Below are 13,827 nucleotides of genomic sequence, written 5' to 3' on the forward strand. Positions count from 1 at the left end.
GCGTCCGTCATGCGCCTGCTTCCAGGGCCGCGGCTTTCGCCCACTTGTAGTCAGCCTTGCCCGTCGGCGTCCGCTGAACTTCCGGGACGAAGTGGACATCACGCGGCACCTTGTACCCGGCGAGGGTCTTGCGGCAGTGCTCCCGCAGCTCCTCGGCGGTCACCTCGCCGCTCGTGGAGACCACCGCGGCGACCCGCTGGCCGAACCTTTCGTCCGGAACGCCCACGACGAGCGCGTCATAGACCGAAGGATGCGCTTTCACGGCGGTTTCGACCTCCTCGGCGTAGACCTTCTCGCCCCCGGTGTTGACCACCGTGGAGCCCCTGCCGAGCAGCACCATGTTGCCGTCGGCGTCGACCTTGGCCATGTCGCCCTGGATCGCCCAGCGCACCCCGTCGGCGTCGGTGACGAACGTGGCGGCGGTCTTCACCGGGTCGTTCCAGTACCCGATTGGAATCCTGCCCTTGCGGGCGAAGACCCCGATGTCATCTGATCCCGGGGTGATCGGGCGAAGGTTCTCATCGAGCACCGCCATGCCCTCACGCGGGGCGAAGCGGGCGTTGCCGAACTCGTCGGGCTCGACGCCCGCCGCGGCGACGCCGGTCTCCGAGCCGCCCATCGCGTCGAGGATCGTCATCAGGGTCGGCAGCGCGGCGTGCAGCCGCGCCTTCACGTCGGGGGACGTCGCCGAGCCGCCGCAGGCCAGGACCAGCAGCGAGGTGAGGTCGAACGCCTTGGGGTCGGCGGTGAGCAGGTCGGCGATCGGCCGTGCCATGGCGTCGCCGACCAGGGACATCACCTGGGCGCCCTCGGCCGCCGCGACGCCGAGGACCCCTGCCGGGTCGAAGCTGCGCTCGGACCACACGACGAGTTTGGAGCCGCTGGTGAGCGCCGCCCAGCAGATCCAGACGCCCGCCGCGTGCATGAGCGGGGCGTTGACCATGATCGTCAGCCCGCCCGCCGCGGCGTTCTCGCCGACCTCCTCGGGGCGGGTGACGGGGTCGCCGATCATCCTGCCGCCGCCCATCGCGGTGAAGAACATGTCCTCCGCGCGCCACACGACGCCCTTGGGCAGGCCGGTCGTGCCGCCGGTGTAGAGCATGAACAGGTCGTCGCCGGACCGCTCGACCGTGACCCGTTCGGGGGAGGCCGCGGCGACGTCGTCGGCGTAGGAGCGCGCTCCGGGGACCTCGGCGTCGGACCCGTCCTCGAGCAGGAGGACGTGGGTGAGGTCCGGCAGCGTGTCGCGTACCTCGTTCAGCCGCGCGACCAGCGCGCGCTCGCCGACGAGCGCCTTGGCGCCGGAGTCGGCGATCACATGGGCGAGTTCGCCAGAGGTGTAGCGGTAGTTCACGTTGACGGTGCCCGCGCGCAGTTTGAACGCGGCGATCTGGGCTTCGAGCCATTCGGCCCGGTTGTAGGACAGGATCGCGACCCTGTCCCCGTGGCCGACGCCCCCCGCGGCGAGCGCGGCGGCCGCCCGGTTGGCCCTGGCCTCGAGCTCGGCGTAGGTGAGGCGGACGTCTCCCGCGACGAGCGCGAGGTTGTCGGGGACGGCGTCGGCGACGATCTCAAAAAGATCGGCGAGGTTGAAGGACGGCATCGGGGTGGACTCCTTCCCTGCTGGGCCCTCAACGTATCCCGCCGCGGCGTCGCGCCGTAAGTCTCCGCTTATGTCGGCTCGTGTCAGCCCTTGATCCGCTTCATCGTCAGATGGGAGTCGACCCGGGAGACCGCCGGCAGCATCATGATCTTCTGGCTGAGGAAGCGCTCGTAGGCGACCTGGTCGGACACCGCGACACGGATGTAGTAGTCGGGACGGCCGAACATCCTGCGGAACTCGAGCACCTCGTCGTGCGCGGCGACGTCGGCCTCGAACTCCTCGACGGTCTGCAGGTTGTTCACCGCGATGTCCACCGACAGGACGACTTCGAGGGACCGGCCGAGCGCCTCGGGGGAGACGTCCGCCCGATATCCGGTGATGACCCCCGCGTCTTCCAGGCGTTTCACCCGGCGCAGGCACGGCGGCGGGGTCAGGCCGACGCGGCGGGCGAGCACGACGTTCGACATCCTGCCGTCCCGCGCCAGCTGGAACAATATTTCACGATCAACCGCATCAAGGGTTACATCATTGCCCATAGGCCCATTATCTCATAACTCTATGCAACCATATTAGGTCATATCCGCACTATCATTGCCTTCATGTTCGACGCAAGGGTCCGGCGGGATCTGACGGCGGCCGCCGCCGACACCGCATCGGTGGGGCTGAGCCTCTTCCCGCTCGGGGTGAGCCTCGGGGTGCTCGTGGTGCACACGGGGCTCGAGTGGTGGTGGGCGACGGTGTTCGCCGCCGTCGTCTACGCGGGATCCCTGGAGTTCCTGCTCCTCGGCCTTGTCGCCGCGGTCACCCCGCTCGCCCAGATCGCGGTGACGGCCCTGCTGGTGAACTTCCGGCACGTCTTCTACGCGCTGTCCTTCCCGCTGCACCAGGTCAGCCCGCGCGCCCGCGTCTACGCGACCTTCGCCCTCACCGACGAGGCGTACGCGCTCACCGCGGGCGGCCGCGCGCGGGCCTGGAGCGGCGCGCGGATCCTCGGCATGCAGGCGCTGCTGCAGATCTACTGGGCCGCCGGCGCGACGGTCGGCGCGGTCGCCGGATCGCTCATCCCGGTCACCCTGCACGGGCTCGAGTTCGCGCTCACCGCCCTGTTCGTCGTCCTCGCGCTCGACGCGTGGCGGGCGCGGCGCGACATGCCCGTCCCGCTGATGGCCGCGGGGAGCTTCGCGGTCGCCGTCCTGGCCACCCCCGGGCAGGCGCTGCTCACCGCGATGATCCTGTTCACCGCGTGCCTGCTCGCCCGGTATGCGCTTGAGCGGCGCAAGGGTGAGCCGTCCGTGCCACAGGAGGCCGCGCGTGAAGAGGTCGCGGCCCTGCCGGTGCCCGTCGGGGCCGAAAGGTAAGTCGCGTGCCCACCCCGCTCTATCTCGCCGCCGCCGTCGGCATCAGCGCCGCCATCACCTGGGGGCTGCGCGCGCTGCCTTTCGCGGTGCTCAGCCCGCTGCGCAGGTCGGCCGCGCTGCGCGACCTGTCCCTGCGGATGCCGGTCGGCGTCATGCTGATCCTCGCCCTGTACACCCTGCGCGGCGTCGAGCCGACGGCCTGGCGCGCGGTCGTGCCCGTCGTCGTCGGGCTCGCGGCCGCCGTCGCGCTGCATCTGCGCACCCGCAACGCCGTCGTCAGCGTGATCGGCGCGACCGCCCTGCACGTCGCCCTCGCCACGGCTCTGCACGCCTGAGCACGGGCCGCGGCCCGGAGTCTCCGTTCGGCTTCCGCGCGATCACGCCCGGCGACGCATCCGGCGGCGGTACCGCGCGACGCGCCGGAACCGCGGCGGAGACCGTGCCCATGACACCGTGACAATGCGCCGGAGTAAGCACGGGGAGGCCCTTGCGTATTGTCTTGCGTCAAGGTCACGCGGCTGCGGAAACGGACACCGCATTGTGCCGCTTAGCATGCGCACCGCCCATCATGGAATTCCCTGACCGGTGCGAAAAAAGTAAGGCGATATCGGGCAGCGCCCGCCGAAAAAGGGCGACCTGTCGAGGCGAATATTCCTTTTGTCTACTTTGCTCTGGGTGGTTTGGCCGGTATCCGGGCCGCATTCGTGATTCCTTGACGGTCCCGCCACGGTCCCCGAACCTTCCTTACGGACATCCCATATGACCTGCGCGTCCGTAGCCGGTCGCGGCCTGTCGGCGACCTGCCCGCGCTGCCTACGATCGGTCCCGAAGCACCATCCGGGCACGTGATCGTGAGGGAGGTCTCCGCCTGTGACGCTCGTCAGGACGCAGAACACCGCCGACAATTCGGGGAACGGCACGGTGAACGGAGGGGAACGCGGAACCGCAGCCGCCGACCTCGCCGAGGCGTTCGACCCGGCGCGCTTTCAGCGGGCCGTCGAGCAATGCGCGGTCCGGCTGCGCAGCCATCTTGACGACCCGGAGATCAAAGGACTCGACCTGATCGACCCGTCGGTCCTGACAAAAACCGCGCGGGATCTGATGACGGCCGAACGCGTCGCCATCGCCCCCTTCGACGAGCACAGGCTCGCCCGGATCGTCGACCTGTACCTGAGCACGGGAATCCAGGTCCACTCACCCGGCTACATGGGCCGCCAGTTCTCCGGCACGGTCCCGCTCGCCGGCCTCGTCGACCTCGTCGGATCCGTCGCCAACCAGCCGTCCTCCTTCTACGAGGCCGGCCAGCTCCCCAACGTCGCCGAACGGCTCATGGCCGAGGAGCTCGCCCCGCTCATCGGCTGGGACCCCGCGACGTCGGCGATGGTGACCACGTCGGGCGGGTCGATGGCCAACCTCACCGCCCTGCTCGCCGCCCGCAACCGCGCCTTTCCCGGCATCTGGGCGCGCGGCGACGCGGGCGCGGGCGTCCGTCCCGCCGTCGCGATCAGCGCGGAGGCCCACTACAGCGTCGACCGCGCGGCGGGCGTCCTGGGCATCGGCGAGGAACGGATCGTGCGCCTGCCCGTCGACGCGCAGGGCCGCGTCCGTCCCGAACTCGTCGGACCCGCGCTCGATGAGGCGGAGCGGCGCGGCCTGCGCGTCTTCTGCCTCGTCGCCTCGGCGGGGACCACCGCGATGGGGGCGTTCGACCCGCTCGCGGAGATCGCCGCGATCACCCGGCGGCGCGGCATATGGCTGCACGTGGACGGCGCGCACGGCGCGAGCCTGCTCGTCTCGCCCACGCACCGCGGCCGCCTCGACGGCGTCGCCGAAGCCGACTCCCTCACCTGGGACGCCCACAAGATGCTGTTCGTCCCCGCCCCCTGCACGCTGCTGTTCTACCGCGACGCCTCCGCCGCGCGCGGCGCGTTCCGCCAGCGCGCGAGCTACGTCTTCGACGAGGAACCCGACGCCTACAGCGCCTACGACAGCGGCGACAAGACCCTCGAATGCACCAAACGCCCGATGATCATGCCGCTGTGGACGCTCTGGTCGGTGTACGGCCCCGCCCTGTTCGCGCGCAAGATCGACCACCTGTGCGCGCTCACGTCCCAGGCGCACCGGATGCTCGCGGACGAGCCCGGCTTCACCGTCCTGCACGAGCCGGAAGCCAACATCCTCTGCTTCCGCTACGACCCCGACGGCCTCGACCCCGCCGCCCTGCACGGGCTCCAGCTCGCCATCCGGAGCCGGGTCCGGGCCGACGGGCGCTTCTTCATCTCCAAGGTCGACATCGACGGCGTCGCCGCGCTCCGGGTGGTCCTCATGAACCACCGGATCGACGCCGGACACCTCGCCCTCCTCCTCGCGGAGATCAGGGCCACCGGCAACCAGGTGCTGCGCGAGCGCGCGGCCCGCGACGACAAGGACGGCGACAGGCCATGACGATGACCCTCCCCCCGCAGGACCACGGCCGGAAAAGCCCGCGCCCACAGGCTTTGAGCCGGGCGGCGGCCGCGGACCTCGCCGCGCGGCTCATCCCCGACGAGGAGCTGGACCCCCGCTCGGTCGGGCAGGTCGCGGCGCTGCCGTCCTTCGCCGCCAAGCTCGAAGAGTGCGCCCGTGCCGTCGGCGTCCCGTACTGCGAGGCGGCTCACACCGTCCAGGACGCGCTCGTCCTACGGCGGCTGCAGCAGATCGTCAACACGGCGCTGCTGAACCCGCTGTGGCGCGAGCGGCTGCACCACTTCGGCGTGACGTCCGCGCCCGCCGACCTCGCCGAGTGGGAGCGCGTCCCGCTGTCGGACAAGACCGTCCAACGCGACATGTTCATGGGGTCGCGCGCCGGCATGGTCGTGCCGATCGAGCGGGGCGGCTTCGAGATCGTCGCCAGCGGCGGCACCAGCGACGGCATGCCGCTGGAGATCGTCTACTCGCTGCGCGAACTGCGCGACACCTACCGGATCTCCGGCGCGTTCATGGGCGCGTACCAGCTCAGCGGCTACTTCCGCGCGCCGGGACCGCGCTGGCTGTACACCACGCTCGCCGACTACCAGATGTGGAGCAGCGGCACGATGGTCGGCGGCGTCCTCGCCGCGGTGCCCGGCGTCAACTACATCGGCGCGGGTCCGGTGACCGCGCCGGTGCTCGAGCACATGTTCTCCTACCCCGGCGCGAAGGCGCTGATGGGCATCTCGGCGGGCGTCGGCTACCTCGCCGAACTCGGCGCGGGGATGCCGGCGCACGCCCGCGAGAGCTTCCGCGTCGCGATGTACGGCAGCGGGCTCCTCCCGCAGACGAAGCGGGACGAACTCCACGCGGTCTACCCGAACGTGTCGATCCTCAGCTACTTCGCCGCGACGCAGGCGGAATGCATCGGCCTCCAGCTCGACCACACGCGGCCCGAACTGGCCGCCGTCCCCGGGCTGCACCTCGTGGAGATCGTCGACGAGCACGGCAGGGCCGTCGCCGAGGGGGAGGAGGGCGAACTCGTCGTCACCCGGCTGCACGCCCACGAGACGCCGCTGCTCAGGCTGAAGCTCGGCGACCGGATGGTGCGCCGCGCCCCGATGGACGGCCCCGGGCTCAAGACCGGGCTGTTCGAGTTCGCCGGACGCAGCGGCGACGTCCTGCACCTCGGCGACAGCCAGTACTCGGCCCTGCTCGCCCAGGCCGCCCTGCGCGCGGAGCTCCTGCGCGTGTCCGGTATCGACCTCGACCGGGTCGCGCTCGACGTCCAGTTCGTCAACCACCGGGCCGCCAAGGCACTCACCGTCCTCGTCGCCGCCGACGACGTCGAGGGGCTCGCCGCGACGGCGTCGGCCGCGCTCGGCGGCGAAGGCTGGCGCGGACTGTTCGCCCGGGCCCTGCCGCGCTCGCTGTCGCTGTTCAACGACCGCGAGGCCACGCCCGAGTCCGTCGCGGCCTCCGGCTACGACTTCCGGCTCGAGTTCGTCCCGCGCGCGTCGCCGGAGATCGAGCGGACGGCCGTCGGCAAGGTCCCGCTCGTGCGGGACCGCATCTGACCCCCGCAACACCCACGATGGGAGAGCGAGTGAAACCGAAGGTCAACATCGTCGTGATGGTGGACGCCGTCGGCGCGCTGTCGGACCGCACCCTCCACCAGGGCAACCTCGCGCTGGTGGACGACAGCCCCTACGGCAGCCGCAACCCGGGAACCCCCGAGCTGGTGACGACAGTGCTGCCCGGCCAGGTCGTGCAGTGGACCGCGATCCACGTCGACGTGCAGACGCCGGTCGAGATCCACCAGATCACCTTCCTCGGCCCCGGCGAGCCCGAGCACGCGCCGCCCGTGACGCGGCCTGACCCCGGCTACGCCGCCGTGCCCGCGTACGCGGCGGCGTCCGGGGTCCTGCTCGCCGAACCCGAGACGGCGTCGCAGACGGCCGCGCCGCCCAGCGCGCTCGCCTCCAACGGCCTGGAGAACCACGACCTCCTCGTGTGGGAGGGGATCGTGCCGTTCACCATGGCCCCCGGCGTCCCCTACCGCTACCGGCTCTCCATCAAGATCCACGAGGGTCCGAACAGCCTCCTGCACGTCGACACGCCCGCGCTGCTGCGCGTGTGAACCCCTGACCGGCCGAAGAGAAGAAGGGAAGGCAGGCGCATGGCACAACAGCACGGCATCATCGTCCTCATCGACGTCGACAACGCGCTCCAGGAACGCACCCTCGACGGCAACGCCTACTGGTTCGACAACATGAAGTTCCTCGGCTCGACCGGGGAGGGCACCGGCGGACTCGTCACCATCGTGCCCGGGGCGTACTTCCTCGACGGCTCCCAGGCCACCGAGCAGGTGCTCAACTGGCTTCCCGCCTCGCTCGGCGCGGTCCCGCCGACCGTCCCGCGCAACTACCTCGCCGAACAGGCCCTGCAGACCGACCGCGACGCCCTCGCCCACCTCGCCGCCGTCGGCGCGGGCGACGAGGCCGAGGTCGGCAGGATCAAGGAGGAGGTCGGCGTCCGCGCCAAGCAGAGCCGCAGCGCCAAGGGCATCCCCACCGCGAAGATCCTCGACGCGACGGGCCACGTCGCCGGGAGCGACGCGGCGGACACCTACAACTACCCGACGCCGGTCATCACCGACATCACCGGCCCCGCCGTCGAACAGAAGATCATGTACCCGGCGCAGTACGGCTCGCCCGACATGATCTACGACGGCTGGTACTGGGCCGCGACGGTCGACACGAGCCGGCCCGGGATCTACTCCTACACGATGCACATCCAGCTCCACGAGCTGGTCGAGCGCGAGGACGGGCTCGTCTGGCAGCCCGTCGACCTCACCTGCACGTCGGCGCTCGAGGTCATGACCGACCCGAAGCGCAACGCGTTCACCGGAGCGGGGCTCGGCGTCCTCCCGCTCCCCGAGTTCCCGCCCGTGCCGTGACCGCCGAGACCGAGACGGCGGCCGAGACCGTCGCACCGCCCGTCACCTCACGCGAACCGAGGAGGAGCATGCCCCCCAAACCGTCAGGCGCACTGCGGCCCGTGACGATCACCGCGGTCGTCGACCCCGTCGCGGCGCTCGCCTCCGGCGACCTCGACGAGAACCTGTACCTGTACGACACGAACCGGACGGCCGGATCGTCCGGGTTCGGGACCCCCGAGCTGCGGACCCGCGTGCGCAAGGGCGACAGGCTGCTCTGGAACGTCATTCCGCTGGAGTGCGAGACGTTCGTCGCGCTCTCCGGGATCGAGATCGACCGGCGCGTCGCCGACCCCGTCCGTGAGTTCTACCCCGGCACTGACATCGCGTTCTGGACCGCGACGGTGAAGCGCGAGCTCGTCAAGCCCGTCACCTACCGGCTTTCGTTCCTGCTGGGCGGTGTCGCCGAACCGTTCACCGTCGCGGCCGAGCAGGCCCTCGTCGGCCCGGTGAAGGAGGCCCGATGACCGAGCAGACCAGGACCGACCAGACCCGGACCGACCAGAGCTACCAGGCCGGCGACTTCAAGGAGCGCGGCCAGCTCAACTCCGTCCAGCTCAACGTGGTGACCCTTGTCGACATGGACAGGGCGGTGGCGACCCAGTCGCTCGATGGCTGCCTGTTCATGATGGACAACTCCGTCGGCGGCGTCGGCCAGGGCACCGACCACCTCGAGACGGTCTGCAAGCAGGGCCAGGTGATCAACTGGATCATCCGCCCCGTCGACATGCACCGCCGTCCCGACGGCACCTGGCCGCCCATGCCCAAGATCAACAACCTTGTCTTCCTCGACATCGAGGAGGGCGACGAGGACGACCCCGCCGAACGCCGCATGATGACCGAGCTCAAGGTCTACGGCGGCCCCGACCGCATGCGCGACAAGCACACCGCCGTCTACTACTACTGGGCCGGGGCCGTCATGACCACAGCCCGCCCCGCCCTCTACCGCTACCGCCTGGTCCTGGAGCTGGAAACCCCCCACGCCCCGACCAACCTCTACCTCAACTCCCCCCACTACCCCGCACTCCGAGTCCTCCCCACCACCTGACCCGACCCCCGAGAGGCACGCCCCGGGCGTGCCTCTCGGGCGGGCTCGACCCGGACGGGTGGAGTTATCCACAAGGGAAAAACCAGGGGTGGTGCTGGGGCATTAGGGTTTGGGGGAGAACGGAGCGGGCCCCGTGGTGGGGCCCTGGGATGGGGGTTGTGGTGGAAGGGAAGAGTGTCATGACGGAGGGTCAGGCGCGCGAGCTGTTCCCGGTGGTGGACACCAACGGGGACGGGCAGATCTCGCGGCAGGAGCTGGCGCGGCTGTACGAGCGGAACGGGACGCCGATCACCGAGGAGGAGAGCGACGCGATCTTCGGGAAGGCCGACTCCGACGGGGACGGCCTGATCTCGCTCGAGGAGTTCGTCGACTTCCTCCTTTGAAGGGTCAGTTCCGGGCAAAGCGCGGCGTTGCGGCTGGGCGGCGGGTCGGGGCGCGGGTTCGCTCTGAGGGGTGCGGAGACTTCTCGTGGGCGCGGGCGCGGTGCTGGCGCTCACCGTCGCCGGCCTGACCGCGGTGTTCGGCGCGCCGATCCTGTGGGGGCTGTGGCGGCACGAGCCGGAGATGTGGGCCGCGCCGTTGGTGTTCCTGCCGTCGGTCTGCTACCTGTGGGCGGTCTGCGCGGCGCTGTGGCGGTGTGCGTCGGGCGCGGGGTGGGGGCGTTGCGGGTGGCTTGCCGGCGCGTCGTACGCCGCGTTGCTCGTGCTCGGCCTGCACACCAGGCAGGAGGCGGGCTACGGCAGCCCCGTGGTGCTCGACGTGGTGTGCGTCTACCTGTGTTCGCTGCCGTTCCAGATCGCGTGCGCGCTGCGGCGCGGCGCTCCGGGGCCGCGTGTCCCGCGGCCCCGGAGCGGGGATCAGCACAGCCGGTCGGCCACCAGGCTCGCCGCGGGCGTCGGGCCCACGGGGTGGAAGTCCGCCGCGAAGCGCTGGTACGCCGCGGCGTGCTCGCTCGTCACCGAAGGCAGGTCGCCCAGGGCGTCGAGCACCTCGTCCGACGTCGTCAGCAGCGGCCCGGGGGCGCGCTCCTCGAAGTCGAAGTAGAAGCCACGCAGGGTGTCGCGGTAGGTCTCCAGGTCGTAGGTGAAGAACAGCATCGGCCGCCCGGTGCCCGCGAAGTCGAACATCGCCGAGGAGTAGTCGGTGATGAGCACGTCGCTGACCAGGTACAGGTCGGTGATGTCGGGGTAGCCGCTGACGTTGATCACGAAGTCGCCGTACGAGGGGTCGTAGAGGTCGTCGGCGATGAGGTGGTGGCCGCGCACGAGGAACACATGGTCCTCGCCCATCTCCTTGCGCGCCCGCAGCAGGTCGAGGCGCTGGTCGAAGCGGTAGCGTCCGCCGCCGTAGAACTGGTCGTCACGCCAGGTCGGCGCGTACAGCACGACCTTCTTGCCCTCGGGGATGCCGAGGCGGGCCCGCACCCGCGCGGCGACGAGCGGCGCGGCGGGGGAGTGCAGCAGGTCGTTGCGCGGGTAGCCGGTCTCCAGCACCTCGCCGTCGAACCGGAACGCCGTGCGCAGGATCGGCGTGCTGAACGGGTTCGGCGAGAGCATGACGTCCCACTTGGCGACGTCCTTCTCCAGGTGCTCAAGGTAGGCGTTGCCGCTGGCGAACCGCACCTGCCCGATGTCGAAGCCGATCTTCTTCAGCGGGGTGCCGTGCCAGGTCTGCACATATGTCTGGCCCTCGCGCTTGACGTAGGAGGCGGGCATGTCGTCGTTGGCGATGACGTACTTGGAGCGGGCGAGCGCCCGGTAGTACTCGCGGCTCCACTGCCGCACGACCGTCGCGCCGGGCGGCGCTTCGAGGGCGGTGTCGCGCACGACCCAGATGTGCTCGCGGTCGTCGCCGCGCCTGCGCAGCTCGTCGGCGACGGCGCGCGGGTTGTCCGAGCACTGCTTGCCCTTCCAGCTCACGAACACGAGCTGGTCGCGCATCCGCAGGCCGCGGTGCAGCGGGTAGTAGCGCTCCTGGAGCTGCCGCTGGGCGTACGCGCCGCGCTCGTCGGGCCTGGAGTCGGCCTCGACCTCGATGACCGGGGTGTCGTACTGCGAGCACAGGAACCGCAGCCGCTTCCCGTCGAAGGTGACGGGCTTCTCGGCGAGGTTCGGCAGGTGGCCGTGGTCGAACTTGGTGTAGATGAGGCGGTCCTCGTGCGGGGCCTCCTCGCGCACGGTGATGTCCCACGTGCCGTCCAGCAGCGGGGCGCGCCGTCCGAACGTCTCGGCCTCGCGCAGCGCCAGGCGCACCTCGAAGCGGGTGCCGTCCTGGGTGAAGGGGAAGGTGTGCAGGTCGCCGGTGCCGCGCCGGCGCAGCACGGCCACCAGCGGGCCGGGCCCGCGGTAGGAGCCGCGCAGCACCAGGACGCCGTCGTCGGTCCACTCCTCGGTCTCGATGACGGGCCGGAACGTCCGCTCGGCGATCGACAGGTTGCCGTCACGGGTGTGCAGGACCGCGACCTCGCGCAGCCGGTGGGTGAACCGCTCCTCGGGCAGCAGTTCGGTCGCGGCGATCCGCACCGGCTCACCCCCGTCGAGCCTGAGGTAGGTCTCCCACGAGGCGTAGTCGTCGGCGCTGTCGGTGTCCACGAGCAGGTCGAGCGGCACCCGCGCCGAGCAGACCCCGGCGACGACGGCGGCGGGCAGCTCGTGCACCGTCGCGCCGCGCTTCACCAGCAGCTCGGCCGAGGTCGCCGGGTCGCTGAGGCGGCTGGTCAGCTCGAGGTCGTCGCCGTCGAGCCGGAAGCCCGTGGCGATGACCCGCAGCGGTTGCACCGAGAGGCACAGCTGGTCGCCCGACCACCGGGTCACCATGCGCACGTCACGCCCGAGCTCGGCGTAGGGCGGACGCTGCGGACGGCCCCGCACGGGCACCGTCAGCGGCGCGGAGCGCACGAGGCCGTGGCCGCGCACGATCACATGGAAGCGCCAGTCGCCCGACAGCCGGCCGGGGTTCACCGCGCAGGAGAACCCCGACCAGTCGTAGACATAGCGGTCCTGGCCGGAGCGCGCGGTCGCCTCGGGGTGCAGCTCGCTGCGCATGCGCACCACGCGCGGGAGCCGCCCGGGCGAGCGCAGCACAAGGAACTTCGTGGTGTGCCGCCGGTCGTCCAGGTCGCGGTAGGGCACGTAGGCGCGCCCGGCCACGCGCAGCCTGCCGTCGCTCCAGGCGACCTCGTCCACGCGGGTCACCGGGCGGGTCTCGGCCGAGGTGAGCCGGAACACGCGCGAGGGGATCGTGCGGTCGTCGCGGAAGGGGAGGTCGGCGTACAGGCGTAGGCGCTCGCGCACGACGGGCAGCGCGCCCGGCTTGGCGGCCCGCTGCCAGGCGAGCAGGTCGAGCAGTTCCGGCATACGGCGCCGCCGCGCCAGGTGGAACCGCAGCTTCTCGCCCGACGGCAGCGTCCGGTAGGCGCGGCGCGGCACCCGGTCGAGGTAGGCGTTCACCCTGTCGAGGAACAGCGCGCGGTAGTCGTCGCCGACCCTGTGCAGCTCCTTGAAGTACAGGGGAAGGTCGTTGGTGAGCGCCTTGTGGTGGTGCGCGCGGCGCAGCCTGCGCGGCGCGTGTTCGGCGAGGAAGGAGTCGATGTTGAGCAGTGCCGCGATGCGGTCGCGCAGGTTCTCCGGCACGTCGCGCTTCTGGGTGATCGACGGGTTCCCGCCCGAGCGCTCACGCCACAGGTAGATGGGTTCGGTGATGACGTCGACCCGGCGGGCGAGGCAGTGCAGCCGGACCGCGAGCTGGATGTCCTCGTACAGGACGCCCTCGGGGAAGGCGAGGCCGTGCTCGTCCCACAGGCTTCGCCGGATCACCTTGTTCCACATGGTGACGTCGTACAGGAGGCTCGGCGTCTTGGTGATGTGCGTGCTGAGGCGTTCGGCGACGATCGCACGTCCGTGCAGATGGGAGGGCTTGGTGCCGTAGGAGCCGATCCGCTGTACCCCGCCGGAGACGAGGTCGGACCCGGTGCGCTCGAGCGTGCGCAGCATCAGGTCGTAGGCGTCAGGGGGCACGACGTCGTCGCCGTCGGCGAAGGCGAGGAACGCGCCGCGCGCGCGGGCCACGCCGGTGTTCCTCGCGGCTCCAGGACCGCCGTGTTCGCGGCGCAGCAGAGTGAAACGTTCATCCCGTGCGGTCCACGACTCGGCGATGCGCGCGCCTTCGTCGGTGGAGCCGTCGTCGACCATTATCACTTCCAGATCCGTAACGGTCTGGGCGGCGAGTGAGGAAAGGCAGGAATCGAGGTATTCGGCCACATTGTGAAACGGCACGACGACGCTCAGGATCGGCACAGAAGGAACACCTCTCGTCAAGGCACGCCAAAGGGGGAGGCGGTGTTGCGAGAGGGTGGGAACAGGTCGATGACCTG

The 13,827-nt window shown here is 70.7% G+C and carries 12 protein-coding genes; 9 read left to right on the forward strand and 3 right to left on the reverse strand.

What is annotated here, in order from left to right; all coding sequences use genetic code 11:
- Positions 1 to 7 precede the first annotated feature (7 nt).
- Together R9X44_RS15975 and R9X44_RS15980 are read right to left on the reverse strand one after the other, a co-directional pair.
- Positions 8 to 1,603, reverse strand: a complete 1,596-nt coding sequence (locus tag R9X44_RS15975; protein ID WP_319814947.1) for an AMP-binding protein — start codon at positions 1,601 to 1,603, stop codon at positions 8 to 10.
- Positions 1,604 to 1,686: 83 nt separating this feature from the next.
- Positions 1,687 to 2,139 (reverse strand): Lrp/AsnC family transcriptional regulator, encoded by a 453-nt coding sequence (locus tag R9X44_RS15980; protein ID WP_319814948.1) that lies wholly within the window; start codon positions 2,137 to 2,139, stop codon positions 1,687 to 1,689.
- A 63-nt stretch (positions 2,140 to 2,202) separates the two neighbouring features.
- Between R9X44_RS15980 and R9X44_RS15985 the strand changes: the two genes are divergently transcribed.
- From R9X44_RS15985 to R9X44_RS16025, 9 genes are all read left to right on the forward strand, one after another.
- On the forward strand, positions 2,203 to 2,961 hold the full coding sequence (locus R9X44_RS15985) for an AzlC family ABC transporter permease (protein WP_319814949.1): 759 nt from the start codon (positions 2,203 to 2,205) through the stop codon (positions 2,959 to 2,961).
- Between the two features lie 5 nt (positions 2,962 to 2,966).
- On the forward strand, positions 2,967 to 3,296 hold the full coding sequence (locus tag R9X44_RS15990) for a branched-chain amino acid transporter permease (RefSeq protein WP_319814950.1): 330 nt from the start codon (positions 2,967 to 2,969) through the stop codon (positions 3,294 to 3,296).
- 535 nt (positions 3,297 to 3,831) lie between these two features.
- A complete protein-coding gene (locus R9X44_RS15995; protein WP_319814951.1) occupies positions 3,832 to 5,406 on the forward strand; it encodes a pyridoxal phosphate-dependent decarboxylase family protein in 1,575 nt (524 codons plus the stop codon).
- The gene (locus R9X44_RS16000) at positions 5,403 to 6,986 is read left to right on the forward strand and encodes a hypothetical protein (RefSeq protein WP_319814952.1); all 1,584 of its coding nucleotides are present in this window, start codon (positions 5,403 to 5,405) and stop codon (positions 6,984 to 6,986) included. The genes R9X44_RS15995 and R9X44_RS16000 overlap by 4 nt, the downstream gene beginning before the upstream one ends.
- A gap of 29 nt (positions 6,987 to 7,015) precedes the next feature.
- Positions 7,016 to 7,549, forward strand: coding sequence for a hypothetical protein (locus R9X44_RS16005; protein ID WP_319814953.1), 534 nt, complete (start codon positions 7,016 to 7,018; stop codon positions 7,547 to 7,549).
- Between the two features lie 39 nt (positions 7,550 to 7,588).
- Positions 7,589 to 8,368, forward strand: coding sequence for a hypothetical protein (locus R9X44_RS16010; protein ID WP_319814954.1), 780 nt, complete (start codon positions 7,589 to 7,591; stop codon positions 8,366 to 8,368).
- Positions 8,369 to 8,436: 68 nt separating this feature from the next.
- On the forward strand, positions 8,437 to 8,874 hold the full coding sequence (locus R9X44_RS16015) for a hypothetical protein (protein ID WP_319814955.1): 438 nt from the start codon (positions 8,437 to 8,439) through the stop codon (positions 8,872 to 8,874).
- On the forward strand, positions 8,871 to 9,455 hold the full coding sequence (locus tag R9X44_RS16020) for a hypothetical protein (RefSeq protein ID WP_319814956.1): 585 nt from the start codon (positions 8,871 to 8,873) through the stop codon (positions 9,453 to 9,455). Before R9X44_RS16015 ends, R9X44_RS16020 begins: the two co-directional genes overlap by 4 nt.
- Positions 9,456 to 9,634: 179 nt before the next feature.
- Positions 9,635 to 9,838, forward strand: a complete 204-nt coding sequence (locus tag R9X44_RS16025; protein WP_319814957.1) for an EF-hand domain-containing protein — start codon at positions 9,635 to 9,637, stop codon at positions 9,836 to 9,838.
- Between the two features lie 474 nt (positions 9,839 to 10,312).
- On the opposite strand, the gene R9X44_RS16030 is transcribed toward R9X44_RS16025, so the two are convergent.
- Positions 10,313 to 13,750, reverse strand: coding sequence for a CDP-glycerol glycerophosphotransferase family protein (locus R9X44_RS16030; protein WP_319814958.1), 3,438 nt, complete (start codon positions 13,748 to 13,750; stop codon positions 10,313 to 10,315).
- Positions 13,751 to 13,827: the final 77 nt, after the last annotated feature.

This window comes from Actinocorallia sp. A-T 12471, from assembly GCF_033875155.1.
Lineage (GTDB): Bacteria > Actinomycetota > Actinomycetes > Streptosporangiales > Streptosporangiaceae > Actinocorallia.

What these genes read in the sequence shown, in the direction of transcription:
- R9X44_RS15980 (WP_319814948.1), bottom strand. Translation starts at nt 2,139, where the DNA reads ATGGGCAATGATGTAACCCTTGATGCGGTTGATCGTGAAATATTGTTC.
- R9X44_RS16020 (WP_319814956.1), top strand. Translation starts at nt 8,871, where the DNA reads ATGACCGAGCAGACCAGGACCGACCAGACCCGGACCGACCAGAGCTAC.
- R9X44_RS15975 (WP_319814947.1), bottom strand. Translation starts at nt 1,603, where the DNA reads ATGCCGTCCTTCAACCTCGCCGATCTTTTTGAGATCGTCGCCGACGCC.
- R9X44_RS16015 (WP_319814955.1), top strand. Translation starts at nt 8,437, where the DNA reads ATGCCCCCCAAACCGTCAGGCGCACTGCGGCCCGTGACGATCACCGCG.
- R9X44_RS16025 (WP_319814957.1), top strand. Translation starts at nt 9,635, where the DNA reads ATGACGGAGGGTCAGGCGCGCGAGCTGTTCCCGGTGGTGGACACCAAC.
- R9X44_RS16010 (WP_319814954.1), top strand. Translation starts at nt 7,589, where the DNA reads ATGGCACAACAGCACGGCATCATCGTCCTCATCGACGTCGACAACGCG.
- R9X44_RS15985 (WP_319814949.1), top strand. Translation starts at nt 2,203, where the DNA reads ATGTTCGACGCAAGGGTCCGGCGGGATCTGACGGCGGCCGCCGCCGAC.
- R9X44_RS16000 (WP_319814952.1), top strand. Translation starts at nt 5,403, where the DNA reads ATGACGATGACCCTCCCCCCGCAGGACCACGGCCGGAAAAGCCCGCGC.